Raw genomic sequence first — 24441 nt, forward strand, 5'->3', positions numbered from 1 at the left:
GTCGGCAGAGAAAGCGGCAAAAAACCCGCCGGAGAAGGAAAATCCGGCGGGTCAAAGTGTCAGGTGAAATGGGAGACGAACCTGGTATGGGTCACGCTCTCCATTCCGTCCAGAATGATTTCGTATGCTTTTTTGGCATCCTCTTTTGTTGCCTCTTCTGTATCGCCCATAGGATATTTAAGTCCCAGATTCTCGTACTTGATTTTCCCCATGGAGTGATAAGGAAGAACCTCCACGGCCTTCAGATTCTTAAGGGTACCGAGAAATTTTCCAAGGGAACGGAGGGATTCCCGGTCACAGGTAATGCCGGGAACCGCCACATGGCGGACCCAGAGGGGAATCCGGTGCGCATCCAGATATCCGGCGAACTGAAGGATATCTTTGTTGGAATGCCCAGTCAGGTTTTTGTGGGTTTCATCGTGGATATGCTTAATGTCCAGCATGACCAGATCCGTGGACTTTAGGAGCCGGTCTAACTTCCCAAGGTACTTTGAACTGCCGCCTCGGAAGGTAACACCGGAGGTGTCCAGGCAGGTGTGGATACCCTGTGCCTTTGCCTTTTCAAACAGCTCTGTCAGGAAGGAAAGCTGCAGAAGCGGCTCTCCCCCTGTGGCGGTAAGACCGCCCGTGGAATAGAAGGCACGGTTCCGGTTCACGGAGGCTATGATCTCCTCTGTGTCCATGAGCCGGCCCTCCCCGGGGTTCCAGGTATCAGGATTGTGGCAGTACAGACAGCGCATGGGACAGCCCTGGAAAAATACCACATAGCGGACTCCCGGGCCGTCCACGGTTCCGAAGCTTTCCAGAGAGTGGATATATCCTTTCATGTGGACACCTGCCTTTCCTTTATATATTCTGATGGAAGGTTCTGGAGATCACTTCATCCTGCTGTTCTTTGGTCAGCTTGATAAAGTTTACAGCATAACCGGATACACGGATGGTGAGCTGCGGATACTTTTCCGGGTGTTTCTGTGCGTCCAGAAGTGTGTCCCTGTTGAATACATTTACGTTCAGGTGATGCCCGCCTTTTGCCGCATATCCATCCAAAAGTGCCACCAGATTTTTCTCTGCATTTCCGTTTTTGCCCAGGGCATCCGGTACGATGGAGAAGGTATTGGAGATACCGTCCTGGGCATCCATGAACGGCATTTTGGCAACCGTGGCCATGGATGCGACCGCGCCGTTGGTATCACGTCCGTGCATGGGATTGGCACCCGGGGCGAAGGCTTCTCCGGCTTTTCTGCCGTCCGGGGTGGAGCCGGTGTTTTTGCCGTAGGACACATTGGAGGTGATCGTCAGGATGGATGTGGTGGGGACACCTCCGCGGTACGTATGGTTGCCTTTGATATACTGCATAAAGGTATGAAGCACCTCCTGGGCGATCTCATCTGCCCGGTCATCATCGTTTCCGTATTTGGGGAAATCTCCTTCAATCTCAAAATCAACAGCGATTCCCTGTTCGTTGCGGACCGGCTTTACTCTGGCATACTTAATGGCGGAGAGAGAGTCCGCCACAACGGAAAATCCGGCGATTCCGGTGGCGAACCAGCGGCGTACTTCCTTGTCATGGAGCGCCATCTGCAGGCGTTCATAGCTGTATTTGTCATGCATGTAATGGATGATGTTCAGAGCGTTCACATAGACACCTGCCAGCCATTTCATCATGTCTCTGTATTTTTCCATCACCTCGTCATAATCCAGATATTCAGATGTGACAGGGCGGAATTTTGGGCCTACCTGCTGTCCGGAAACCTCATCTACACCGCCGTTGATGGCATAGAGCAGACATTTTGCCAGGTTGGCACGGGCACCGAAGAACTGCATCTCTTTGCCGATGCGCATGGAGGATACACAGCAGGCAATGCCGTAGTCATCCCCGTGTACCGGGCGCATGATATCATCATTTTCATACTGGATGGCAGAGTGACGGATGGAGATTTCGGCGCAGTATTCCTTGAAGCTTTCCGGAAGCCCGGAGGACCACAAAACAGTCAGGTTCGGTTCCGGAGCAGCACCCAGGTTGTCCAGGGTATGAAGGTAACGGAAGGACATTTTTGTCACCAGAGGACGGCCGTCCAGTCCCATGCCGCCGATGGATTCTGTCACCCAGGTAGGGTCTCCCGCGAAGATCTGGTTATAGTCAGGGGTGCGGGCAAAGCAGACAAGGCGGAGCTTCATGATAAACTGGTCAATGATCTCCTGAATCTGGGATTCCGTGAAGGTCCCTTCTCTTAAATCCCTCTCTGCGTAGATATCCAGGAACGTGGAAGTGCGGCCAAGGCTCATGGCTGCCCCGTTCTGTTCCTTCACGGCTGCCAGGTAGGCAAAGTAAAGTGCCTGTGTGGCCTCCAGAATATTCTCAGCGGGTTTGGAAATGTCGCAGCCGTAAATGCGGGCCAGTTCCTTTAACATTTTCAGCGCGCGGATCTGTTCGGAGAGTTCTTCGCGCTCACGGATAACATCGGAATACATAATGCTGCGTGTGGTGGCTTTTTCTTCCTCTTTCTCTTCGATCAGGCGGTCCACACCGTAGAGGGCAGCCCTTCTGTAGTCGCCGATGATACGCCCTCTGCCGTAGGCATCCGGTAGTCCGGTGATAATATGATTGGAACGGCAGGCACGCATTTCAGGGGTGTAGGCATCAAACACACCGGCATTGTGCGTCTTTCTGTGAGTGGTGAAATACTCCACAACCTCAGGGTCCACACGGTAGCCATTGTCCTCGCAGGCTTTGACTGCCATACGGATACCGCCGTATGGCTGCATGGAGCGTTTCAGTGGCTTGTCTGTCTGCAGGCCCACGATCTTTTCCTTGTCTTTATCCAGGTATCCGGGGCCATGGGAAGTGATGGTGGAGACGGTTTTGGTGTCCATATCCAGAACCCCGCCCTTTTCCCGCTCCTCTTTCATAAGGGCAAGAACCTGCTGCCACAGGTCTTTGGTGTCCTCTGTGGCCTCTTTAAGGAACTTTCCGTCTCCCTTATATGGTGTATAATTCTGCTGGATAAAGTCCCGCACATTGATCTCTTTTTCCCAGGCACCGCCTGTAAAGCTTTTCCATTCTGTTCTCATAAAGTATTTACCTCCTGCTGTAATCATGAATCAAAGCTGACAAAAATATGTGCAGCAGCCTCGAAGAAAAAGGTTACCAGATATTCCCAAATTGTATATTGTATACAAAATGTAACCTATGCTATATAAATAGCACAGCCAATAGCCTGTTGTCAATCTGGATTAAAAAAGTACTGAATAAAATACAAAGAGAGAAGGCAAAGAAGGTTTTTTGTAGTTGAAAGCGTGAAAGTATAATGATAAACTAGAACCATAAAAAGGAGGCATTACACATATGTTATTTATAGAGTATCCAAAATGCAGCACCTGCCAGAAGGCAAAGAAATGGCTTATAGAGAAGGGGATAGAGTTTGAGGACCGCCATATTATAGAAGAGAATCCCACCAGGGAGGAGCTGGAGACCTGGTATCACGCAAGCGGTCTGCCCCTGAAACGTTTTTTTAATACCAGCGGTATGAAATACAAGGAGCTGAAACTGAAAGATAAGCTGCCGGAAATGAGCGAGGAGCAGCAGCTTGACCTGCTTGCCACGGATGGTATGCTGGTGAAGCGTCCGGTGCTGGTGGGAGAATCTTTTGTTGTCACGGGGTTTAAGGAAAAAGAGTGGATGGAAAAGCTCGGTCTGTAAAAAAGAGGTGCGGAAATGGCAATTGAAAAAGTAAAGGAGTATTTCAGAGGTTTTGGCATGGAGGAGCGGATCATGGAATTTTCCCAGTCCTCAGCTACCGTGGAGCTGGCGGCAAAGGCTGCCGGATGCGAACCGGAACGCATTGCCAAAACCCTGTCCTTTTTGGTTGACGGCAGGACGGTCCTTGTGGTGATGGCAGGGGACGCCAGGGTGGACAACAAAAAGTTCAAGGATTATTTTCATACAAAGGCCAAAATGCTTTCTCCCGATGAGGTGGAAACAAGGACAGGACATGCAGTGGGCGGAGTATGCCCCTTCGGGATTCCGGCTGATGTACAGGTGTTTTTAGATATTTCCCTGAAGAGATTTAAGACAGTATTTCCGGCCTGCGGAAGTGCCAGCAGCGCCATAGAGCTGACGCCGGGCGAGTTGGAAAAATACGCCGGCAGCCGGGAATGGATCGATGTATGCCGGGGATGGCAGCCGGAAAAGCCGTTTGTGCCGGAAAAGCCGTTTGTGCCGGAAAAGCCGTCTGAGTCAGAAACGCCGTCAGTGCCGGAAATGCCATCTGTGCCTGATACGCCGTCAGTGCCGGAACCGTCAAAAAAGTATCTGTCCCGTATGCCGGGGGGCTTTTTTATCTATGAGGCTGATGGCGACGAGAAGATCACCTATGTCAATGAGAACGTATTAAAACTTTTCCGGTGCAGGGATATGGAGGCTTTCCAGGCGCTTACAGGCGGTTCCTTCCGGGGAATGGTGCATCCCGGGGATCTGGAACGGGTGGAGAGCGAGATCATGGCGCAGATCGCGTCAGACACATACGATTATGTGGAATACAGAATCTGCTGCCAGGACGGAACGGTTTTGTGGGTGGAGGACTACGGACGCCTGGTGGAGGAGGAGAACGGAAAGTATTACTTTTACGTCTTTCTCGTGGATGCTACAGAAAAAATCAGGCTGCGGAAGCTGGTGAACCGCAGGGATCATCTGCAGAGGGTACTCACCACGCTGGCAAATGATGTGGATTTTGACATACACTGCAAAGACTGTACCATTGATGTCTATGGCTGCTTTGAGCAGCGCTTCGGAAGACCGCCCAGGAAGAAGGATTTCATTCCTTTTATGTGTGAAAACTGTGAGAAAAAGGGAGAGGTGAAGCTCTTTGTGCACAGTTATCCCATGGAGGAACAGAGCTTTGACAAGGAAGAGCAGGATGTGGTCATGGTGGACGGGGAAGGCAATAACCTGTGGACCAGATGCCAGATCGCACATTTTAAGGGGAAGGACGGCGGCTTTGACAGAAAAATCGGCAGAATGCTGGACACCCATGAGCAGACCATGCGGGAGATTTACTATCGACAGGGAGCGGAAAAGGACTGTCTGACCGGTATTTACAACCGCAGGTCAGGGGAGCGGCTTATCAAACGGCGGCTGAAAAGTATGGAACAGACCACCTCCTGTATGATGATCATGCTGGATGTGGACGGATTTAAAATGCTTAATGACACCTACGGGCATCCCTTTGGCGACAACATTCTTCTGCAGGTAGCCTGTGCCCTGCAGTCCACTTTCCGGAAAAATGATATCTGTGCCCGTATCGGCGGAGATGAATTTATGGTATTTTTGGAGGATGTCAGGGATAAGGGCGTCTGTCTGAAACGGCTGCAGCAGCTTGTCACATACACGCTGCAGGACGAGAGCGTGGAGCAGTACAATGTGACTCTGTCCGCAGGTGTATCTTACCAGACCGGCAGTAAGCTTTCCTATGAGGAGATGTACCGGCGTGCCGATGAGGCCTTGTATGAGGCAAAGCGGGCAGGAAAACGCTCCTTCAGGGTATACAGTGAAAATGACGCTTGACAGGGCGTACTGCATAATATAGAATGAAATCTGCAGAGTATTCTGCTTAAAGAATGAAAAAGAAAAGAGGGATAGGATGATTCAGTAGTTTATGATTCGGAGCATGGAAGACAGAGCATTACCTGCACAGCAGGTCTGTTTTCGTTGCCGGAGAGTAGACTGACTGGAGAATGGTATCCCTATGATGATATCTTCAGCGAACCCGATATGGGTGCGCGTATTTAAGAGTCTGTTTTTCCGGTGGAGAAGCAGGCTCTTTTTATATCAGGAAAGAAGGTATGCATAATGCTGCAGATTAAGAATCTGACTGTTACACATAAAAAAGATATGAGAACCCTGGTGGAGGATTTTTCTTTTGTACTGAACAAGGGGGACAGGGCAGTCATGATCGGTGAGGAGGGAAACGGAAAATCCACCCTTTTAAAGCTTATCTATGACCCGGCTCTGGTGGACTCCTACGCAGAGTATACAGGGGAGATTGTCAAAAACCACATAAAGGCAGGGTATCTGCCCCAGGAGCTGGAAGAGCGGAATCGGGAGAAAAGCATCTGGGAGTTTTTCACGGAAGAATCAGACTTTTATAATATGTCCCCCAAAGAGCTGTCAAAGATAAGCAGGGAGCTTGGAATACCGGCGGATATTTACTATTCCCAGCAGAAGATGGGAGAGCTCTCCGGCGGAGAGAAAATCAAGCTGCAGATGGCGGGAATCCTCATGGGAAATCCCCATATCCTTCTGCTGGATGAGCCGTCCAATGACATTGATATCAGGACTTTGGAGTGGATGGAACAGTTTATGAACAGCAGTCATATTCCCATCCTCTATATCTCCCATGATGAGACATTGATCGAGCGCACAGCCAATGTCATCATTCATCTGGAGCAGATCAACAGAAAGACAAAGCCCAGGTACACGGTGGCAAAGATGGACTACAAAACGTATATGGAAAACAGGGCAAGAGGGCTCGCCAATCAGGAACGCATCGCAAGAAAAGAGCGGGAGGAAGCTGAAAAACAGGAGGAACGGTTCCGCAGGATCCAGCAGAAAGTGGAGAGTGATCAGAGAAATATCAGCCGGCAGAATCCTCACGGAGGCAAGCTTTTGAAAAAGAAAATGCATGCGGTAAAAGCCATGGAACGCCGGTATCAGAGGGAGGCGGAGGACAGGACGGAGATACCCGAGACAGAGGATGCCATTTTTATCCGTTTTCAAAAGGGCACCTCCATTCCAAACGGTAAGACAGTGCTGGAGTATTCTCTCGACAGACTCGCGGTTGGAGACAGGCTGCTCTCAACACAGATTCATCTGACTGTAAAAGGACCGGAAAAAATCTGCATTACCGGGGCAAACGGTACGGGAAAGACAACACTTCTTAAAAAAATTGCTGCAACCATGGAGGGGCGTACCGATATCCGGGCCGCTTATATGCCGCAGAACTATGAGGAAAAAATGGACGGCAGCAGGACTCCGCCGGAATTTCTTGAGAAGACGGGTGACAAAGAAGAAATCAGCAGGATACGCACCTATCTGGGCAGTATGAAATACACGGCGGATGAGATGGACCACTGCATCTCCCAGCTTTCCGGCGGACAAAAGGCAAAGCTGTTCTTTCTGAAAATGAGCCTGGACGGCAGCAATGTGCTCCTTCTGGATGAGCCGACCAGAAACTTTTCACCGCTCTCCGGGCCGGTCATCCGAAAACTGCTGGCTGATTTTGAGGGGGCAGTCATCAGTATCTCCCATGACAGGAAATATATGGAGGAGGTGTGCGATACCATCTATGAACTCACAGGCAGAGGGCTGGAGAAGAAATGAGGATAGACAGGGAGTATTTGACAGATACAGGCAGGTGTGGTATTCTTATAGTCAGTTAATTCATCAGGGGAGCCTGTAGCGGCAGGCTGAGAGGAAGTAATCAACTTCGACCCTTTAACCTGATATGGGTAATGCCAGCGTAGGGAGAGAAGGACGATTCCGGGAGACGTGTTGGCGTCTCCCTTTTTGTGTTCGGCGGCCCTGTCAGGATGCAGAGAGGAGAACAGAAATGCTGGGAGAAATACTGGAAAATGTCAGAGAAAGAACGCCTCTGATTCAGAACATCACCAATTATGTAACTGCAAATGACTGCGCCAATATTACGTTGGCCTGCGGCGCTTCCCCGACGATGTCGGACGGGGAGGAGGAAGCAGAGGAGATGGGGCGTCTCTGCGACGGCTTAAATATCAATATGGGAACTCTCCATCCGCGCTCTGTAAAAGCCATGCTTCTGGCCGGAAAAAGTGCTGCGGGTTTTGGCCGCCCCATTGTGCTTGACCCTGTGGGAGCCGGCGCATCCACATACCGCCGGGAGACAGCAGAAGAGCTGCTCAGAGAGATTCCATTTACTGCCATCCGGGGAAATATATCTGAGATCAAGACCATTTCCGGAGGCAGAAACAGCTCCAAAGGTGTGGATGCCGACGCAGCGGATGCTGTGACAGAGGAGAATCTGGAAAAGACCATAGCGCTGGCCAGAGACTTTTCAGGAAGGACAGGAGCTGTGATCGCCATAAGCGGCGCAGTGGATATTGTGACAGATACAAAAAACACATACATAATCAGAAACGGGCATCCCGTCATGGCAAAGATCACTGGCTGCGGATGTATGTTAAGCTCCCTCACCGCAGCCTATCTGGCTGCCAATCCTGACAGAAAGCTGGAGGCCGTGGCTGCTGCTGTCATCACCATGGGCCTGTGCGGGGAGAAGGCATATGAGAAAATGGCAGAGGAGAACAGCGGCAACGCAGGCTGCAGGAATCACCTGATCGATGAAGTATATAAACTGACCGGCCGGGAGCTGGAGAGAGGAGCAAAATATGAATTGCGTTGAGAAGAGAGAGTTGGTGAGGCGTGCCCTGCTTTTGTATGCCATTACGGACCGGTCCTGGGTGGGGGAAATGACACTTTACGAACAGGTTAAGGCGTCCCTGGACGGAGGTATCACGCTTCTGCAGCTCAGGGAAAAGGATATGCCGGATGATGAGTTCCTGCGCGAGGCAAAGGACATGAAGGCGCTGGCGGCCAGCTACCGCGTGCCCTTTATTATCAATGACAATGTGGGTATTGCGCTGGCTGTGGACGCGGACGGGGTACATGTGGGACAAAGCGATATGGAGGCGGGAAGCGCCAGGGAAAAACTGGGCCCTGACAAGATCATAGGCGTCTCTGCAAGAACCGTGGAGCAGGCTTTGCAGGCTGAAAAAATGGGCGCGGATTATCTGGGAGTCGGCGCGGTATTTTCTACCTCTACAAAAGAGGATGCAGATGTGATATCCCGGGAAACACTGCAGGAAATCTGCCGGGCTGTATCCATTCCCGTTGTGGCTATCGGAGGGATCAAGAAAGAGAATCTGATGCAGCTTGCCGGAAGCGGTGCCGCCGGAGTGTCTGTCATATCCGGTATCTACGGACAGCCGGATATCAGAAAAGCCTGTGAGGAGCTGCTGGCTCTGGCGAAGGAGATGACAGAAAAATGAGAGAAATAAAAGGGGCTGTCTTCGATGCGGACGGTACGCTGTTCGACTCTATGGGGCTGTGGGACCGGGCAGGGGAAATCTATCTGAGGCGGAAAGGAATCAGACCCGGGGAGGATACGAAGGAGCAGCTGGAGACCATGACCATGGAGGAATCCGCAGAGTATTTCCGCAGCAGTTACGGGATCCGCCTGGAACGCGATGAGATCATTGACGAATTCAACAGGATGATATATGACTGTTATGAAAAAGTGATTCGGATAAAACCGGGCGTTCTGCAGGTACTGGAGGATTTAAAGAGCCGTAATGTCAGAATGTGCATTGCCACATCTACGGACAGACCTCTGATCGAGGCAGCTCTTAAAAATAATGGGATTGATGGATATTTTACCGGCCTTCTCACCTGTACAGAGGCCGGAGCAGGCAAAAGAAATCCGCGCATTTATGAGCTGGCGATGGGGATTTTAGGTACAAAAAAAGAAGAAACTCTGGTGTTTGAAGATGCATATTTTGCCGCAGAGACAGCAAAAAAATCCGGGTTTACAGTGGCAGTTATACGCGATTTTTATTCGGAAAAGGACAGAGAAAAACTGTTGAAACTGGCAGATATTTATCTTGAAAGCTGGGAAGAATGGGGGAAAAACAGATGAAAAAGGTATTGACGATCGCCGGTTCGGACTGCAGCGGAGGAGCCGGGATACAGGCGGATATTAAGACAATAACCGTTCACAAAATGTACGCCATGAGTGTGATCACAGCTCTCACGGCACAGAATACAACAGGCGTATACGGCATCCGGGAAACAGATGCGGAGTTTGTGGCAAAACAGATGGACTGTGTTTTTACGGATATTCGTCCGGATGCAGTAAAAATCGGTATGATACCCAATGAAAAGATTATTCGTGTGATTGCAGAAAAGCTGAGAACATACCAGGTACAGGATGTAGTTTTAGACCCGGTCATGATTTCCACAAGCGGCAGCAGACTCATGTCCAAAGATGCGCAGGAAGCTCTGAAAGAAGAGCTTTTTCCTCTGGCAGCAGTGGTGACACCAAATCTTATGGAGGCGGAGGCACTCTGCGGATTTTCTGTCAGTACACCGTGTGAGATGGAGCGGGCAGCAGAAAAAATAGCGTGTTACGGTTCCGGCGCTGTCCTTTTAAAAGGCGGACATCTGGCAGATGGAGCTGATGACCTGCTGTATGAGAAAGGAAAATACATCTGGTTCTCTTCAAAGAGGATAGAAAATCCAAATACACACGGAACAGGATGTACACTTTCCTCGGCTATTGCCTGCAATCTTGCCGCCGGATACGCCCTGGAAAGAGCAATTAAGAACGCAAAAAATTATCTGACCGGTGCGCTGCAGGATGGACTTGATCTGGGTGCGGGCAGCGGTCCTTTGAACCACATGTACAGATTACCGCCTTTTGCAAATGGCTATCCATTCCGGTAATAAGTAATCTTTTCTGCAGCAATGTATACTAAAAAGAACATAAAAGTTCTATTCCTTTTATTGACAATTCTTAAAAAAATGCTTTATACTACAAGTGTTATATGACTGGCGGAAGTGGAATGAACCACAGGGAGTATAACGTTGATTTAGCCGACCGTCTGGGCAGAAGCTGTCTGGATAGGACCGGCTTTTTTTAATGAGTCCGGTCACATTACAGTACAGTTTCCGACACAATTATTGTCTTAGAAGGAGGACTTGCAAAGATGAATAACTTCAAACAATGGGATGGATTTAAAGGTAGAATCTGGAAGGAAGAAGTCAACACACGTGACTTTATCCAGCACAACTACGCGCCGTATGAAGGAAACCAGGACTTCCTGGAAGGACCCACAGAAGCTACGGAAAAACTCTGGTCTGCACTTTCAAAACTGCAGAAAGAGGAGCGTGCAAAAGGCGGCGTTCTGGATATGGATACGGAAACCGTATCCTCACTGACTTCCCATGGGCCGGGCTATATCAGTGAAGAATTAAAAGACCTGGAAAAGGTAGTGGGGCTGCAGACCGACAAACCGCTGAAAAGGGCATTTATGCCTTACGGTGGTATCAAAATGGCGGAAGATTCCTGCACATCCAATGGCTACACACCGGCTCCGGAACTTCATAAAATCTTTACAGAATATCACAAAACGCATAATCAGGGTGTTTTCGATGCGTACACACCGGAGATGAAAAAAGCCCGTCATAACAAGATTATCACAGGACTTCCGGATACCTACGGCCGCGGCCGTATTGTAGGTGACTACAGAAGAGTGGCACTTTACGGTATTGATTTCCTGATGGAAAAGAAAAAAGAAGATTACGATAACTGCGGCTGCGGTATCATGACAGATGAGATCATCCGTCAGAGAGAGGAAATCACCATGCAGTACCGCGCTCTGGCCGATATGAAGAAAATGGCTCAAAGCTATGGATACAATATCTCCAAACCGGCCGAGAATGCCAAAGAAGCAGTCCAGTGGCTGTATTTCGGCTATCTGGCAGCCATCAAGACACAGAACGGCGCTGCCATGAGCGTGGGCCGTGTGGGAACCTTCCTGGATATCTATATTCAGAGGGATCTGGAAAATGGCATGCTGACAGAGAAAGAGGCACAGGAACTGGTTGACCATTTTATCATGAAACTGAGAATGGTTAAATTTGCCCGCGTTCCTTCTTACAACCAGCTCTTCTCCGGCGACCCGGTCTGGGCTACCGTGGAGGTGGCAGGTATGGGACAGGACGGCCGTTCCATGGTGACAAAGACGGACTACAGAATCCTTCACACACTGGAGAATATGGGACCTGCGCCGGAACCGAACCTGACGGTCCTCTACTCATCCAGGCTGCCTGAAAACTTCAAGAAATATGCTGCTTATATCTCTGTGGAGACCAGTTCCATCCAGTATGAGAATGATGATGTGATGCGCCCTGTATGGGGAGATGATTACTCCATCTGCTGCTGTGTATCAGCTACACAGACAGGAAAAGAGATGCAGTTCTTCGGTGCCCGGGCAAACCTGGCAAAATGCCTCTTATACGCTGTCAACGGCGGTTTGGATGAGAAGTCAAGAGTGCAGGTTGGACCGGAATACAAACCGATCACCTCCGAATATCTGGAATATGATGAGCTGATCCGCAAATATGAGATCATGATGGACTGGCTGGCAGGACTCTATGTAAATACTCTGAACCTGATCCAGTACATGCATGACAAGTATTACTATGAAGCAGCGGAGATGGCACTGATCGATACCGATGTCCGCAGAACCTTTGCAACAGGAATCGCAGGATTTTCCCATGTGGTGGATTCCCTGTCTGCTGTAAAGTATGCCAAGGTGAAGGTGATACGCGATGAGGAAGGCGTGGCTGTGGATTTCGAGACAGAAGGAGACTTTCCGCGCTACGGAAATGATGATGACCGGGCGGATGATATTGCAGTCTGGCTGCTCCACACATTCCTTGAGAAGCTGAAAAAATACCCCACCTACCGCAATTCCGAGCCCACAACCTCAATCCTGACCATCACATCCAATGTGGTTTACGGCAAGGCTACTGGCGCTCTTCCGGACGGCAGAAAAGCAGGAGAACCCCTTTCACCGGGAGCTAATCCAAGCTACGGTGCTGAGAAAAACGGTCTTCTGGCTTCCTTAAACTCTGTTGCCAAGCTTCCGTATGAGTGGGCACTTGACGGAATTTCCAACACACAGACCATCAATCCGGGCGCCATCGGACATTCCGAGGAGGAGAGGATCAACAATCTGGTCCACATACTGGACGGATACTTTGACCAGGGCGCACACCACTTAAATGTAAATGTGTTTGGCATAGAGAAGCTGGTGGATGCCATGGAACATCCGGAAAAAGAGGAATACGCCAACTTTACCATCCGTGTATCCGGTTATGCGGTGAAATTCATTGACCTGACACGCGAGCAGCAGCTTGATGTGATTGCCCGCTCCGCACATGAGCGCATTTAGTTTGAGAAAAGGCTCCATCCATTCCATAGAAAGCTTCGGTTCCGTGGATGGACCGGGTGTCCGGTTTGTGATCTTTTTGCAGGGGTGCAAAATGCGCTGCCAGTTCTGCCACAATCCGGATACCTGGAGCACCAGTTCCATGGATATGATGTCAGCAGATGAGCTTTTAGGGCAGGCACTGCGCTATAAAGCATACTGGGGAGACAAGGGCGGAATCACTGTCAGCGGCGGGGAACCGCTGCTGCAGATGGATTTCCTGCTGGAGCTTTTTACCAAGGCAAAGGAGAATGGCGTGCATACGGTTCTGGATACATCCGGGAATCCGTTTTCCAGGCACGAGCCGTTTTTCCATAAATTCAACCGCCTTATGGAAGTCACGGATTTACTGCTTCTTGACATAAAAGAGATCGACAGCAAAAAGCATAAGATCCTGACAGGATGCAGCAACGAAAATATCCTGGATATGGCCGGATATCTGGCAGAGATCCGGAAGCCTGTATGGATTCGCCATGTTCTTGTGCCGGAGCGGAACGATTATGACGAAGACCTGATACGGCTGGACGCGTTTGTTAAAAGCCTGGGCAATGTACAGCGTTTTGAGGTACTGCCGTATCACACACTGGGGATTTTCAAATGGCAGGATATGCGTATTCCCTACCCCCTGCAGGGAATCGAACCGCCCACAAAAGAGCGGGTGGAGAATGCAAACAGACTGCTTCATACAAGTGAATATACAGGTTATCAAAACGCATAAAAAGAGCGGCAGCGGAAAGACACGGGATTTCTGCTGCCGCTGCCTGTTTTTAGGTATATCTGTAAAATATAGTAATCCGGCGTTGAGTTTGTCCCGGTTTTATGCTATGATTAGAAACTGGCACAGTGATGAACTCTGATGCGGAAGGGAGCTGTATGAATGGTACTTGACGTGATTTTGGATGCTTTGCTGGATACGGCGAAGCTGATTCCTTTCCTTTTCCTGACTTATCTGGTCATGGAATACCTGGAACATAAGACAAAAAATAAATCGAAACAGATTATGCGAAAGTCGGGACATTTTGGTCCCCTTATAGGCGGCATTGTGGGGGCGTTTCCCCAGTGCGGATTTTCCGCTGCCGCTGCCAGTCTTTACTCCGGCGGGGTTATATCCGCAGGAACACTGCTGGCTATCTTTCTCTCCACTTCAGATGAGATGCTGCCCATCTTTATCTCCGAATCCGTGGCTGCAGGCACAATCCTGCGTATTCTGGGACTGAAGATCGTACTGGGAGCTGTCTCGGGATTTGCCATTGACATATTATGGCGGTTCGGCGGCAGGAAGAGAAGAGAGCGGGAAGAATACAGACATATACACAGGGACCACCATGAAAAAGAGATCCATGATCTGTGTGAATCCGAACACTGCCACTGTGAGAACGGCAGTATCATCAAATCTGCTTTTCTCCACACCCTGCAGATCACGGTTTTCATATTCCTGGTTTCCCTGGGGATCGGTTTCTGCGTGGAGCTGGTGGGCAGCCATAATATCGGTTACTTTATCAGCAGCAAACCCATGATCGGTGTGTTACTGGCTGCACTGGTGGGCCTTATTCCCAACTGCGCCTCCTCTGTGGTCATCACACAGCTCTACCTGACAGGAATCCTGGGAGCAGGACAGATGATGGCAGGACTTCTGGTGGGAGCCGGAGTGGGCGTTCTGGTGCTTTGCAGAACGAACAAAGGAATGAAAGAGAATCTGGGACTCATTGGAATCCTTTATGGGACAGGTGTGTTCTGGGGGATTCTCATAGAGATGCTGGGAATTGTATTATAATGAAAAAGGCGAGCAGTAAAAAGCTGACATTTCTGTATGAGATGCCAGCTTTTTTTGTGTCCATAAGATTTCCTATATCACCTGTATCCGGAAGGCAGTGGTCTGAGGCGGAATACTGGCCGTCTGGAAATTGGCATGGTTGATCCTGACCATCTGCCCGGGGCGGAGCGCCCGAAGGCTGATGGGATTTCCAAACCGGTTCAGAATAACAGTATCGTCCGTGACTGTGAACCGGATCTGGCTGTTGATATCATTGGGATTTCCCGTAAAGAGGAACCTGTTTCTCAGGTCAATGGAAGCAATCCGTCCATCCGTGGTATTGGTCTGCGGGCGGGGATTTCTCCTGACAAGAAGGAGAAACGCATTGGCCTGGGGCGGGATACTTCGCGTCATCCGTGAGGAAAATACGGCATTTATCCACATACCCTGCCGAAGCTGACAGGCGTCAACACGCTGTCCGAACATATTCAGAATCACAGTGTTTCTGCCTATATTCAGACGTAAGGTCTGTATGGAAGTGGTCTGATTTGCCTCGGGAACGGCATAGGAGATAAGGATATGACCGATCGAATTATTAAAACAGAATACCTCTTCAATCAATGCATTATCTATGCGCATAATATTGCCCTGCTGAATGATTGTACCGCGGGGGTCATTGTTCATAATATGTGTACCTGAACATTATTTGTTGGTTTATTATATGCAGATCGTTTGATATTGTTATTGCATAAAAGTTTGGATAGGGGATGGAAAATACGGATGGGGGAGTTTTGGAAAATAAGAATTTTGTCAGCAGAAAATTTATATATAAATGAATCGTGAAATTCAGTTAATTTAGGTTGAGCCAGCAAGGAATACAAAATAAACCCCGCCGACTTAGCTGTAACATCAATCATAGCTCTGACTAATTGATATACAGATTACGAATACCTGCTGTTGTGGATCACAGCCAGGTATTCATAAGACAGTGCAGTGATATTCTGGTTTAAGCAGCACACACATTAACGGCCTGCATGCCGCGGTTTCCTCTGGTCAAATCATAAGTCACGGCCTGGCCGTCCTCAAGAGATTTGTAACCGTCACAATTAATTCCTGAGAAATGTACGAACACATCAGATCCGTCTTCCCCTGTAATAAATCCGAAACCTTTTTCTGAGTTAAACCATTTTACTGTACCTTTATTCATGAAAGATACCTCCTAATTTTTATATGCATTTTACAAAACAAAAAACGCATATAACAGTAAATCATGAATAAAAGAATGACTTACGGATATATGCGAAATCAAGGCTTTATCAAAACACTTATTACAGATTAACATAGAAAATGGGGAATGTCAAGCAGAAAATGAAATGTCTTTACCAATATTTTCGTCATGTATTTATACCATGTGGTTTCAGGTGCCGCTGTTCACAATGCTGTGTATCGCAGCTTGTGAACAGTTATGCCGCTGCGATACACAGCGGAGAAGACTCTTTATGTGAAAGTCTGGATGTGATAATCCAGAAATCTTTCCGCCATAGTATAATCTCTTTTTTTTATGGCATTTAGAATCATTTCATGTTCCTGATAAATAGAATCTACCTTTGCACTGTCTTTTCCGTTAGACGTAAGCCTCTGTATGATGGTTTCCAGATGATTGACGGCAAGAGCAGAGATGGCATTAAAAATGGAAATAAAAAAAGGATTTCCGGATAAACAAACGATAGCCTTATGAAAATCAATATCTTTTAAAGTCCTTTCATGGACAGAGGATGAATCGGCATAGGCAGATAATTTTTCATCCAGAGAAAGGATTTCCTCTTCGGAAGAGGAAGCGATCACGCTTTTGACTGCCCCAAGTTCTATCCATTTACGAAATTCCATGAATTCATCAAGAGCTCCATCATTCAATATGAGCATAATAGAAAGTACATCTGTCAGGGAACTTTCCGCGTTATTTACAATATAATTTCCCTCCCCATGGCGTTTCTCTACAATCCCGATCATTTCCATTGCCCGAAGGGCTTCACGGACAGATGTTCTGCTCAGATGAAAGAGAGTGGTCATATTTCGTTCAGAGGGAAGTTTATCCCCGCATTTTAATTCACCGTTTGCAAGCATTTTCTGTAATTCACTGATAATTATCTGATAACCTTTCGGTTCTGATTCTTTTTCCATTTGTTTTCCTCCGACCATTTAACGTAAGATGGCATGAAATACCATTTACCTAATAAAATATCATTTTATAAGAAAAAAATCAATGGTGTTGTGGGAGGGATTGTAAATAATATACAAAAAATACGTGCCAAAAATCTGCATATTTTACAAATAGAGAAAATGATATCTGAAAATTATTGACAACTGGTCGTACCAGTGTATAATGTACTTAATAACTGGTATGACCAGTTCGCGCGCGGGGCTGGTGAACGGAAGGAGGTATTCCTTTGAGTGGTTTGGATATCGGTATTATTGTTTTTTATATGGCAGGTATGCTCTTTATAGGTATATATTCCGGTAAAAAACAGCAGGATTCAGATGATTATTTTGTGGCAGGCAGAAAAGCAGGTGTGTTTTCCATTACATGTCTGTGGCTTTCTTCCTGGATAGGAGGTGCTTCTATTGTGGGGACTGCCGAGAGAGCGTATTCCATGGGGATAACGGCAGTCTGGTATGTGGTTGTCATTGCAGTCAGTCTTGTGATTTTTGCGTTTACGTTTACAGGAACCATAAAAAGGCTGAGTACAAAATTGAACTTACTGACATATCCGGATTTTATTGAAAGCAGATACGATTCCAAAACGAGAATGGTGGCAACCATCTGTACAATTCTGGGTATGATCGGGTTTGTGGCGAGTCAGTTTCTGGCAGGAGGGAGTACATTAAGTGCGCTGACAGGATGGGACACAAAGGTTTCATTGATCGTAGTTGCAGCAGTGATCACATTTTATACTGCTTTCGGGGGTCTCCTTGCGGTCACCTACACGGATTGGGTACAGACCGTAATCTTACTTCTGGGTATTGTGATCCTCGGGGTTCCGCTCAGCATTATGCATATGGACGGCGGTATATCAGCGATTCAGTCATTGCCGGATTCCTATATGAATCTCGGAGCATGGGGGTGGCCAAGTATCATCGCACTGGGATTAACGACCTTGTTTTCCTTCTATACAAATATGGATGGATATACCCGGTGTATAGCGGCAAAAGATGTGAAGACATCCAGAAGAGGCTCTCTGCTGGCTGCTGCGGGAATTTTCATCATTGCGGTGTCAGCCACCTTTTTAGGACTGAGTACAAAGGTTATTATGCCTGATCTGCCGGATAGCAGAAATGCGCTGTCTTATTTGATCATCCATATATTTCCCCAGGGACTGCGGGGAATTGTAGTGGTAGGAATTATAGCTGCCATAATGTCTTCAGCAGATATTTTAATGCTGACAGCATCTACAAATCTAACGAAGGATATCTATCAAAGATATATCAACCGGGATGTGACGGATAAAAAAATAAGACATTTAAGTACGTGCTGTTCCTTTGGAATAGGATTTGTGGCATTACTTTTTGCAATGTACCGGCAGGATATTATTGATGTTTTGTTTATTGCACTGACGATTAATTCTGCCGGATTATTTCTTCCAACCGTTCTCGGAGTGTGCTGGAAGAAAGCGAACAGCAGCGCAGCTTTTTATTCGGCGGCCTGTTCTTTGGCAGTCGTACTATTTTGGTTTTTGGGCAATGCCCTTAAGTGGGGGAAAATTTTTGAGACAGACAGTTTCTGGCCCGGGCTTGCGGTGTCAGCGCTGCTCTTTTTCCCGATCAGTATTTGGGGCAGACAGACACCGGAAGAGAAAGCAAAACTGAAAGTATTTCAATCAGCAGGAAAACAAGGAGGTAAAGAAGAATGAAAGTTGTATTTACAGTATTTCCAGAAACAAAAGACAGAGATTTACAGACAGAGATCAACTGCCTGCCCCCGGATGCGGAAATATTGAGGGCAGTGTATGAACCGGAACATTTAGATGCTTATTATGAGATTTTAAGCCAGGCAGATGCAGTGATTTCAGACTTCGCGCCTATCAGAAAAGAAGCAATTGACAGAATGCAGAAATGTAAAATTATTGCACTGGAAACGACAGGCTTTAACTTTGTGGACGTAGAATATGCAAAAAGCAGGGGAATCGCTGTGACAAATGTATCAGGCTACTGTACACAGGAAGTGGCTGACCACACTTTGGCTCTGATTCTTTCTCTGGAGCGTCGTTTCCCTTATCTGAGAAGGAGAATTGAGGAAGACTACGCATGGGAAATGGAAACTATTCAGAAAATGGGAGTGCACAGAATCGAGGGGCAAACACTGGGAATCATCGGATTTGGCAAAATCGGTAAAGCGGTTGCGCAAAGAGCCCGGAGTTTCGGAATGAAGATCGTGGCCTATGATCCATATGTGCCAAAAGAGGTTATGGACAATATGAATGTGAACCGGGCAGAGCTGGATGAACTGCTGGAAATTTCGGATATCATCAGTGTACATATGAACCTGACAGAAGATAATGAGGGGCTTTTGAACATGGATATGTTCCGTAAGATGAAAAAACAGCCGTTTCTCATCAATGTAGCCAGGGGCGGAGCTGTCGTAGAGGCAGATTTGGTACAGGCCCTGGATTTGGGGCTGGTAAAAGGTGCAGCGCTTGATGTTCTGGAAAGTGAAACCCCGGATTTAACTAAGAATCCGCTTCTGCACAGGGACAATGTAATTTTAACACCGCATACAGCCTTTTATTCGGATGAGGCATACCGGATATCACTGGAAATCGGAGCGTACAATGCGAGATATTACTGTGAAGGGAAAATGGGCCAGGTGCAGAATTTATTGTAGACAGAGGAGGAAATTATGGAGAAAGTAATACTTCATCTTCACCGCTGCAAAGCCTGCGGAAGATGCATAGAGGAATGTCCCAAAGGGGCAGTCAGCAGATCTGGAAAAACAAATAAAAAAGGGTATGAAGTCGTGGAAGTCAATCAGGAACTGTGCGTAGCCTGTGCCACATGTTACACGGTATGTCCGGACTATGTATTTGAAATCTGTTCCGGGAAAGTACAGTGAGAAGAGGAGGGACAAAAGTCTATGGAAAAGGTATTGATGAAGGGAAATGAAGCGCTGGCTGAAGCTATGATCCGCAGCGGGTGCCGTTTTTACAGCGGCTATCCCATTACGCCCCAGAATGAGATACTGGAATATTTAAGCCAGCGGATGCCGGAGGCAGGAGGAACCTTTATACAGTCCGAATCAGAACTGGCAGCCATTAATATGGTATTAGGAGCAGCAGCGGCAGGCGCCAGAGCCATGACTTCTTCTTCCGGCCCCGGTTTTTCACTGATGCAGGAAGGGCTTTCCTATCTGATCGCAGGAGATATTCCGGCTGTGATCGTGGATGTAGCCAGATTTGGAAGCGGTATCGGAGAAATCAGCCAGGGACAGTGCGATTATAAGCTGGTAACAAGAGGAAACGGACACGGAGATTCCCATCTTCTGGTATTAGCCCCGGCATCTGTTCAGGAGAGTGTGGATCTGATGATGCAGGCATTTCCTCTGGCTGAGAAATACAGACACCCTGTTATCATCCTTTCAGACGCGGCAATCGGGCAGATGGTAGAACCTGTGTGTCTGCCGCCGCAGGAAGAGGTAGATATTGACAGAGATGACTGGACTGTAAAAGGATGCAAAGGCCGGCAGGAATCAAAGAAAATCACAAATGTTTTCTATTATATGGATGATTACAATACATTTCTGAGAGAGAAATATGAGGAAATGAAAAAGAATGAGCAGAGATGGGAGAGTATTCTCACTGAGGACGCAGAGCTGATTCTAGTAGCATACGGAATCAGTGCCAGAGTCTGTAAGGAAGCTGTCTCAAAAGCAAGAAAACAGGGAATCCGTCTGGGTCTCATCCGCCCTATTTCTATTTTTCCGTACCCTGTGGACGCATTTGCTGATTTGGGAGAAAACTGCAGAGCGTTTATGACAGTGGAGATGAGTATTACCGGTCAGATGGCAGAGGATGTAAAGCTGTCTGTGCAGTGCCGATACCCTGTATATACATACGGGACAGGAATAAAAGTGCCGAGAAGTATGGACATTGTTGAAAAAGCGGTACAGATATTAGAAGGAAAGATGGAGAGGGAGGTGTTTTAAATGATGGTAAAGGCGCCGGAAAGAATAACATATACGGACGGACATTCTTTTTGCCCGGGATGCGGCCATGGAATTGCCATCCGTTTGATCGGAGAAGTGCTCCAGGAGTTAGGGCGGGAGGAAGAAGCAATCGCCGTACTGGATGTAGCCTGCGGAGGGATGCCCATTGATATCTGGAGATATGACACAATAGAGGCAGCACATGGAAGACCGGTTCCCACAGCAGTGGGAGTCAAGTTTACCAGGCCCCAAAATCCCGTCATTGCCTATCTGGGAGACGGTGCTGCTTATTCTATTGGAATTGCCGAGACAATCCATTCTGCAAGAAGAAATGACAATATTACTGTAATTGTCCTAAATAACTGTGTGTTTGGAATGACCGGAGGCCAGATGTCTCCCACCTCACTTCAGGGACAGGTAACCAGTTCTTCCATACATGGAAAAAGTATGGAAGAAGGAGGAGGCACACTGGATGTGGTTTCACTTCTCAATAAAATGGATATCGCCTATCTGGCCAGGGCTTCCTTTTGTGATGCGGCGAATATCAGAAAGGCAAAGAAGTATATAAAAAGGGCTTTGGAAAAGCAAATGCAGGGAGCAGGATACAGCCTTGTGGAACTGCTTTCTCCCTGTCCCACAAACTGGGCAATGGAACCGGTGAAAGCAGCGAAATATATCAAAGATACGATTATGCCCGTATTTCCTGTTGGAGAATTTATTGGGAAGGAGGATGCCAGCTTATGAATAAGGAAATAATTTGTGCCGGATTTGGAGGACAGGGTGTATTGACCGCTGGGTTGATCCTCGCAGAAGCGGGCTTCCGGAAGGGGCAGAATCTTACGTGGTATCCCTCCTATGGTTCTGAGATGCGTGGCGGGACAGCCAATTGCAATGTGAAGCTGTCGGATGAAGAGATTGGAAGTCCTTACTGCAATGAACTGGACATTCTGCTTGCCATGAATGCCCCTTCCGTGGAACGGTTTGAGCATATGATAAAGCCTGGAGGAATTTTGCTGTATAACAGAGATATGGTGGAGGCAGACAAAATTACACGGCAGGACATCACGGCCCTTTCCGTACCGGCAAATGAATTATCTGCCGGTGCAGAGAATTCCAAAGGTGCCAATCTGGTTATGCTGGGAGTTCTGGAAAAGGCCACAGGGATGTTCGGAAAAGAGGAGCTTGCCGCTGCGATCGCTGCCTATTTCGACAAAAAGGGCAAAGGAAAATATCTGTCGGCCAATATAGCGGCTTTTGATGCAGGATACAGACTGTATTCATAGAAAGCGGGGGAAGAAATGGAACTGAATAAGCTGCTGCGCCCACAGAAAATAGTGATTGTGGGAGCCACGGAGAGAGAAACGATGGCAGGTTTCGCGTCGAGAATGTTTCTGGAACAATGCAGGGAACGGATGGAAGATCTGTATCTTGTGAGCTTGAAAAATGACAGGGTATTCGGCGTTCCCTGCTACCGGAAGATATCGGATATTCCGGGGAAAATAGACCTTGCTGTCATCTGTACACCGAAAACTACAGTACCGGCATTATTGGAAGAAGCCGCTGAACAAGGAGCAAAAGGCGCAGTTGTTTTTGCGAGCGGCTACGGTGAGACAAAGCTGCCGGAAGATGTCAGGATGGAGGAGGAATTGACAGCAAAGGCAAAAGATTTGGATATTGCTGTTATGGGACCAAACTGCGCGGGATTTTTAAATTTCGTGGACCGGGTTTTTGCCTTTGGTTTTCTGTTCCAGGCCAGGGAGAGTGCAGGAAAAATCGGCCTGGTATCTCAGAGCGGTCAAGTCTGCATGGGGCTGATGGAGAGTGCCAAGGGGAGCTTTTCCTATGTGATATCCGCAGGAAACAGTAAAATTGTGACTATGGAGGACTATCTGGAGTTCCTGGTGGAGGATGAGAATACAGAAGTTGTAGCTGCTTATATGGAAGGAATAAAAAAGCCGGAAAAGTTCGCGCAGGTACTGCACAGAGCAGTGGAAAAGAGAAAACCGGTTGTTATCCTAAAAGCGGGACGCTCCCAGAAAGGCAGCAGAGCTGCCGCCTCACACACCGGAAATCTCAGTGGATGTGATAAGCATACGGATGCGCTGTTTAAGAAGTTTGGAGTTATCCGGGTGGAGGATTTGGAGGAACTTCTTTCTGTCTGTGCTGCAATTGTAACGCTCCCAAAACTGCCGGAAAAAAAACAGTCTGGCATTTGTAAATATATCAGGAGGGGAGACAACAATCTCAGCGGACGCAGGTTCCCTGTACGGTCTGGAACTTCCTGATTTTTCCGAGGAGACCACAGAACGGCTGAAAAAGGTTCTGCCGCCCTTTGCCACAGCGCAGAATCCCATGGATTTAACCGGTGGAAGTGATGGGAATACCTTTGAACAGGTGGCAGAAATCGTGATGGAAGATCCCCAGGTGGAGATGCTGGTAACCTCTCTGCAGATAACAGAGAAAATTAGTGATATCACAATTTACGATTACCTGGAAGGTCTGATCCGTTACTGCATTCGACATCCGGAAAAGCCGGCCGCTGTAGTTCCGCTCATTGAATCCGGAAGAGAGAAAGAGGTTCTTGAAAAACTCAAAGCTGCCGGTGTTCCCATACTGCCGCCGCCGCATTACGGATACCGGGTCATACGGCATTTGATGGATTACACTGCATTTTTAAAAACTGCTGAAAACCGTACCGGTACAATTGCCGCACTGCAGAACAAACAGGAGGAAGACAGAATCGCACTGTCCGAGCATCAGTCAAAGCAGATTTTTATAGATTATGGGATTCCATGTCCGAAAGAAAAACTGACGGTTACCTGGAAAGAAGCGGCGGCCTGCGCGGCAGAAATGGGCAAAAAGGTGGTCTTGAAAATCGAATCCAATGATATCCTGCACAAGTCAGAAATAGGCGGAGTACGTGTTGGGATTCAGGGAGAACAAGAGATAAAAAATGCCTTTCAAGGTATCATGGAACGTGCAGAACAAGAGCGCCCGGATGCAAAAATCAATGGCATACTGGTTCAGGAGATGCTGGAAGAAGGTCTGGAAATGATAATCGGTGTTACCTGTGACCCCAATCTGGGACCAATGATCCTTCTGGGAATGGGCGGTATCTTTACAGAGATCTTCCAGGATGCAGTCCTGTATCCTGCCCCCATAAATCACTGGGAAGCAGAAGAGATGATAAGTTCCCTGAAGAGCAGCAGGCTGCTTGCGGGATACCGGGGACAGTCGCCTCTTGACATAAAAGCTTTGGCAGACTGCCTGGTATCTGTGAGCCGTCTGGCAGAAGATTACAGGGATAAACTGGTGGAGATGGATATCAATCCAGTTTTTGTATATCCGGAGGGAAAAGGAGTAAAAGCTGCGGATGGATTAATGGTGTTATGCCGGAAACCCTAAAAGG

The 24441-nt window shown here is 47.9% G+C and carries 23 protein-coding genes, 1 pseudogene and 2 riboswitches; of the genes and pseudogenes, 19 read left to right on the forward strand and 5 right to left on the reverse strand.

The window, feature by feature from the left end; genetic code table 11:
• Positions 1-59 precede the first annotated feature (59 nt).
• Both pflA (MUB35_RS12200) and pflB (MUB35_RS12205) read right to left on the reverse strand, forming a co-directional pair.
• A complete protein-coding gene (gene pflA, locus MUB35_RS12200; protein ID WP_033140493.1) occupies positions 60-827 on the reverse strand; it encodes a pyruvate formate-lyase-activating protein in 768 nt (255 codons plus the stop codon).
• A gap of 19 nt (positions 828-846) precedes the next feature.
• On the reverse strand, positions 847-3072 hold the full coding sequence (pflB, locus tag MUB35_RS12205; protein ID WP_244806282.1) for a formate C-acetyltransferase: 2226 nt from the start codon (positions 3070-3072) through the stop codon (positions 847-849).
• Positions 3073-3346: 274 nt separating this feature from the next.
• Between pflB (MUB35_RS12205) and MUB35_RS12210 the strand changes: the two genes are divergently transcribed.
• The 11 genes and pseudogenes from MUB35_RS12210 to MUB35_RS12260 all read left to right on the forward strand — a co-directional run bounded on the left by MUB35_RS12210 (position 3347) and on the right by MUB35_RS12260 (position 14857).
• Positions 3347-3700 carry an arsenate reductase family protein gene (locus tag MUB35_RS12210; RefSeq protein ID WP_033140491.1) on the forward strand — a complete coding sequence of 118 codons (354 nt, stop codon included), beginning with the start codon at positions 3347-3349 and terminating at the stop codon, positions 3698-3700.
• A gap of 15 nt (positions 3701-3715) precedes the next feature.
• Positions 3716-4180, forward strand: a pseudogene (locus MUB35_RS30810) (YbaK/EbsC family protein); the annotation flags it as partial.
• 141 nt (positions 4181-4321) lie between these two features.
• Positions 4322-5563 (forward strand): sensor domain-containing diguanylate cyclase, encoded by a 1242-nt coding sequence (locus tag MUB35_RS12220; RefSeq protein ID WP_227211133.1) that lies wholly within the window; start codon positions 4322-4324, stop codon positions 5561-5563.
• A 285-nt stretch (positions 5564-5848) separates the two neighbouring features.
• A complete protein-coding gene (locus MUB35_RS12225; protein WP_244806283.1) occupies positions 5849-7378 on the forward strand; it encodes an ATP-binding cassette domain-containing protein in 1530 nt (509 codons plus the stop codon).
• Positions 7379-7433: 55 nt separating this feature from the next.
• Positions 7434-7541: riboswitch (TPP riboswitch) on the forward strand.
• Positions 7542-7607: 66 nt separating this feature from the next.
• Positions 7608-8432, forward strand: coding sequence for a hydroxyethylthiazole kinase (gene thiM / locus MUB35_RS12230; protein WP_244806284.1), 825 nt, complete (start codon positions 7608-7610; stop codon positions 8430-8432).
• Entirely contained in the window at positions 8419-9078 is a 660-nt protein-coding gene (thiE, locus tag MUB35_RS12235) for a thiamine phosphate synthase (protein WP_148391568.1), read from the forward strand. Before thiM ends, thiE begins: the two co-directional genes overlap by 14 nt.
• The gene (locus MUB35_RS12240; protein WP_054351115.1) at positions 9075-9725 is read left to right on the forward strand and encodes an HAD family hydrolase; all 651 of its coding nucleotides are present in this window, start codon (positions 9075-9077) and stop codon (positions 9723-9725) included. Before thiE ends, MUB35_RS12240 begins: the two co-directional genes overlap by 4 nt.
• Positions 9722-10531 carry a bifunctional hydroxymethylpyrimidine kinase/phosphomethylpyrimidine kinase gene (gene thiD, locus MUB35_RS12245; RefSeq protein WP_033140611.1) on the forward strand — a complete coding sequence of 270 codons (810 nt, stop codon included), beginning with the start codon at positions 9722-9724 and terminating at the stop codon, positions 10529-10531. The genes MUB35_RS12240 and thiD overlap by 4 nt, the downstream gene beginning before the upstream one ends.
• Before the next feature lie 91 nt (positions 10532-10622).
• Positions 10623-10702: riboswitch (ZMP/ZTP riboswitch) on the forward strand.
• A 92-nt stretch (positions 10703-10794) separates the two neighbouring features.
• Entirely contained in the window at positions 10795-13047 is a 2253-nt protein-coding gene (gene pflB / locus MUB35_RS12250; RefSeq protein WP_244806285.1) for a formate C-acetyltransferase, read from the forward strand.
• Positions 13034-13801 (forward strand): pyruvate formate-lyase-activating protein, encoded by a 768-nt coding sequence (gene pflA / locus MUB35_RS12255; RefSeq protein WP_033140485.1) that lies wholly within the window; start codon positions 13034-13036, stop codon positions 13799-13801. The genes pflB (MUB35_RS12250) and pflA (MUB35_RS12255) overlap by 14 nt, the downstream gene beginning before the upstream one ends.
• Before the next feature lie 159 nt (positions 13802-13960).
• Positions 13961-14857, forward strand: coding sequence for a putative manganese transporter (locus MUB35_RS12260; protein ID WP_227211096.1), 897 nt, complete (start codon positions 13961-13963; stop codon positions 14855-14857).
• Positions 14858-14929: 72 nt separating this feature from the next.
• Here MUB35_RS12260 and MUB35_RS12265 read toward each other — a convergent pair whose 3' ends face one another.
• The 3 genes from MUB35_RS12265 to MUB35_RS12275 all read right to left on the reverse strand — a co-directional run bounded on the left by MUB35_RS12265 (position 14930) and on the right by MUB35_RS12275 (position 17017).
• Positions 14930-15520: a hypothetical protein gene (locus MUB35_RS12265; protein ID WP_033140483.1), complete on the reverse strand. Its 591-nt coding sequence runs from the start codon at positions 15518-15520 to the stop codon at positions 14930-14932.
• 322 nt (positions 15521-15842) lie between these two features.
• A complete protein-coding gene (locus MUB35_RS12270; protein WP_033140482.1) occupies positions 15843-16043 on the reverse strand; it encodes a cold-shock protein in 201 nt (66 codons plus the stop codon).
• Between the two features lie 290 nt (positions 16044-16333).
• Positions 16334-17017: a FadR/GntR family transcriptional regulator gene (locus MUB35_RS12275; protein WP_033140481.1), complete on the reverse strand. Its 684-nt coding sequence runs from the start codon at positions 17015-17017 to the stop codon at positions 16334-16336.
• Between the two features lie 266 nt (positions 17018-17283).
• On the opposite strand from MUB35_RS12275, the gene MUB35_RS12280 reads away from it, so the two are divergent.
• From MUB35_RS12280 to MUB35_RS12315, 8 genes are read left to right on the forward strand one after another with little or no spacing between them, the layout of a single operon-like run.
• The gene (locus MUB35_RS12280; protein WP_033140480.1) at positions 17284-18744 is read left to right on the forward strand and encodes a sodium:solute symporter family protein; all 1461 of its coding nucleotides are present in this window, start codon (positions 17284-17286) and stop codon (positions 18742-18744) included.
• Positions 18741-19715 carry a C-terminal binding protein gene (locus MUB35_RS12285; protein WP_033140479.1) on the forward strand — a complete coding sequence of 325 codons (975 nt, stop codon included), beginning with the start codon at positions 18741-18743 and terminating at the stop codon, positions 19713-19715. Before MUB35_RS12280 ends, MUB35_RS12285 begins: the two co-directional genes overlap by 4 nt.
• 15 nt (positions 19716-19730) lie before the next feature.
• Complete coding sequence (locus MUB35_RS12290) at positions 19731-19943, forward strand: 4Fe-4S dicluster domain-containing protein (RefSeq protein WP_054351121.1); 213 nt, start codon at positions 19731-19733, stop codon at positions 19941-19943.
• A gap of 21 nt (positions 19944-19964) precedes the next feature.
• On the forward strand, positions 19965-21032 hold the full coding sequence (vorB, locus tag MUB35_RS12295) for a 3-methyl-2-oxobutanoate dehydrogenase subunit VorB (protein ID WP_033140477.1): 1068 nt from the start codon (positions 19965-19967) through the stop codon (positions 21030-21032).
• Complete coding sequence (locus tag MUB35_RS12300) at positions 21033-21776, forward strand: thiamine pyrophosphate-dependent enzyme (RefSeq protein ID WP_227211099.1); 744 nt, start codon at positions 21033-21035, stop codon at positions 21774-21776.
• Complete coding sequence (locus MUB35_RS12305) at positions 21773-22315, forward strand: 2-oxoacid:acceptor oxidoreductase family protein (protein ID WP_054351123.1); 543 nt, start codon at positions 21773-21775, stop codon at positions 22313-22315. The genes MUB35_RS12300 and MUB35_RS12305 overlap by 4 nt, the downstream gene beginning before the upstream one ends.
• Before the next feature lie 15 nt (positions 22316-22330).
• Positions 22331-23317, forward strand: a complete 987-nt coding sequence (locus MUB35_RS12310; RefSeq protein WP_244806286.1) for a CoA-binding protein — start codon at positions 22331-22333, stop codon at positions 23315-23317.
• Positions 23304-24437 (forward strand): acetate--CoA ligase family protein, encoded by a 1134-nt coding sequence (locus MUB35_RS12315; protein WP_244806307.1) that lies wholly within the window; start codon positions 23304-23306, stop codon positions 24435-24437. Before MUB35_RS12310 ends, MUB35_RS12315 begins: the two co-directional genes overlap by 14 nt.
• The last annotated feature ends 4 nt before the right edge of the window (positions 24438-24441 follow it).

Source organism: Blautia sp. NSJ-175 (genome assembly GCF_022867815.1).
Classification (GTDB): Bacteria; Bacillota; Clostridia; order Lachnospirales; family Lachnospiraceae; genus Blautia; species Blautia celeris.

Bases quoted from the DNA above. Each gene is read 5' to 3' on its own strand.
- pflA (WP_033140493.1), bottom strand. From the start codon at position 827: ATGAAAGGATATATCCACTCTCTGGAAAGCTTCGGAACCGTGGACGGC.
- pflB (WP_244806282.1), bottom strand. From the start codon at position 3,072: ATGAGAACAGAATGGAAAAGCTTTACAGGCGGTGCCTGGGAAAAAGAG.
- MUB35_RS12210 (WP_033140491.1), top strand. From the start codon at position 3,347: ATGTTATTTATAGAGTATCCAAAATGCAGCACCTGCCAGAAGGCAAAG.
- MUB35_RS12220 (WP_227211133.1), top strand. From the start codon at position 4,322: ATGCCGGGGGGCTTTTTTATCTATGAGGCTGATGGCGACGAGAAGATC.
- MUB35_RS12225 (WP_244806283.1), top strand. From the start codon at position 5,849: ATGCTGCAGATTAAGAATCTGACTGTTACACATAAAAAAGATATGAGA.
- thiM (WP_244806284.1), top strand. From the start codon at position 7,608: ATGCTGGGAGAAATACTGGAAAATGTCAGAGAAAGAACGCCTCTGATT.
- thiE (WP_148391568.1), top strand. From the start codon at position 8,419: ATGAATTGCGTTGAGAAGAGAGAGTTGGTGAGGCGTGCCCTGCTTTTG.
- MUB35_RS12240 (WP_054351115.1), top strand. From the start codon at position 9,075: ATGAGAGAAATAAAAGGGGCTGTCTTCGATGCGGACGGTACGCTGTTC.
- thiD (WP_033140611.1), top strand. From the start codon at position 9,722: ATGAAAAAGGTATTGACGATCGCCGGTTCGGACTGCAGCGGAGGAGCC.
- pflB (WP_244806285.1), top strand. From the start codon at position 10,795: ATGAATAACTTCAAACAATGGGATGGATTTAAAGGTAGAATCTGGAAG.
- pflA (WP_033140485.1), top strand. From the start codon at position 13,034: ATGAGCGCATTTAGTTTGAGAAAAGGCTCCATCCATTCCATAGAAAGC.
- MUB35_RS12260 (WP_227211096.1), top strand. From the start codon at position 13,961: ATGGTACTTGACGTGATTTTGGATGCTTTGCTGGATACGGCGAAGCTG.
- MUB35_RS12265 (WP_033140483.1), bottom strand. From the start codon at position 15,520: ATGAACAATGACCCCCGCGGTACAATCATTCAGCAGGGCAATATTATG.
- MUB35_RS12270 (WP_033140482.1), bottom strand. From the start codon at position 16,043: ATGAATAAAGGTACAGTAAAATGGTTTAACTCAGAAAAAGGTTTCGGA.
- MUB35_RS12275 (WP_033140481.1), bottom strand. From the start codon at position 17,017: ATGGAAAAAGAATCAGAACCGAAAGGTTATCAGATAATTATCAGTGAA.
- MUB35_RS12285 (WP_033140479.1), top strand. From the start codon at position 18,741: ATGAAAGTTGTATTTACAGTATTTCCAGAAACAAAAGACAGAGATTTA.
- MUB35_RS12290 (WP_054351121.1), top strand. From the start codon at position 19,731: ATGGAGAAAGTAATACTTCATCTTCACCGCTGCAAAGCCTGCGGAAGA.
- vorB (WP_033140477.1), top strand. From the start codon at position 19,965: ATGGAAAAGGTATTGATGAAGGGAAATGAAGCGCTGGCTGAAGCTATG.
- MUB35_RS12300 (WP_227211099.1), top strand. From the start codon at position 21,033: ATGATGGTAAAGGCGCCGGAAAGAATAACATATACGGACGGACATTCT.
- MUB35_RS12305 (WP_054351123.1), top strand. From the start codon at position 21,773: ATGAATAAGGAAATAATTTGTGCCGGATTTGGAGGACAGGGTGTATTG.
- MUB35_RS12310 (WP_244806286.1), top strand. From the start codon at position 22,331: ATGGAACTGAATAAGCTGCTGCGCCCACAGAAAATAGTGATTGTGGGA.